2 pseudogenes are annotated in these 775 nt (G+C 67.0%); both read right to left on the reverse strand.

Annotated features, from left to right (window positions below):
• A pseudogene (locus JCM19049_RS21565) lies at positions 1-449 on the reverse strand (hypothetical protein); the annotation flags it as partial.
• Positions 374-775 (reverse strand): annotated as a pseudogene (locus JCM19049_RS16265) (acetyl-CoA C-acyltransferase); the annotation flags it as partial. The pseudogenes JCM19049_RS21565 and JCM19049_RS16265, both read right to left, overlap by 76 nt.

A 775-nucleotide genomic window follows, 5' to 3' on the forward strand; every position in this document is an offset into this window, starting at 1 on the left:
GCCAGCAGGTCGTAGGTGGCGTGGCCCAGGCTCGCCATCGCCCGGGCGTCCTCGGCGCGCTGCAGCTCGGTGACCGAGGACAGATCCGCGCCGGCGATCAGGAAGTACGGCTTGCCGGTCACGGCCACCGCATCGATCTGCCCCTCGGCGGCGCGCTGCTTCAGCTCGGTGAGCAGTGCGCGCAGCTCCAGCAGCGAATTCGGGCCCAGGGTGGTGGGGCGCTTGTGGTCCAGCCCGTTGTCCAGGGTGATCAGCACCAGCTTCTTGCCGCTGGGCAGGGTCAGCTCCTGGCTGAGCGAATGGGTGACGATCTCGTCCTTCTTCAGTTCGGCGACGGCCGAAAGTCCTGCGTATCCTGTGTCATGCTCTTCTCCTAAGCCTTGGTCCCGAAGTCCTGGTGGTGCGGGTTCTCCCAGATCACCGTGCCGCCCATGCCCAGGCCGATGCACATGGTGGTGATGCCGTAGCGTACCGAGGGGTCCTCCTGGAACTGGCGGGCCAACTGCGTCATCAGCCGCACCCCGGAGGAGGCCAGCGGGTGGCCCACCGCGATCGCCCCGCCGTAGCGGTTGACCCGCTCATCGTCCTGGTCGATGCCGTAGTAGTCCAGGAAGGAGAGCACCTGCACGGCGAAGGCCTCGTTGATTTCAAACAGGCCAATGTCTCGATGCCCAGCCCCGCCTTGGCCAGCGCCTTTTCGGTGGCCGGCACCGGGCCGTAGCCCATCACGTCCGGCTCCACCCCGGCGAAGGCGAAGGAGACCATGCGCATCTTG

The sequence above is a fragment of the Arthrobacter sp. JCM 19049 genome, from assembly GCF_001310435.1.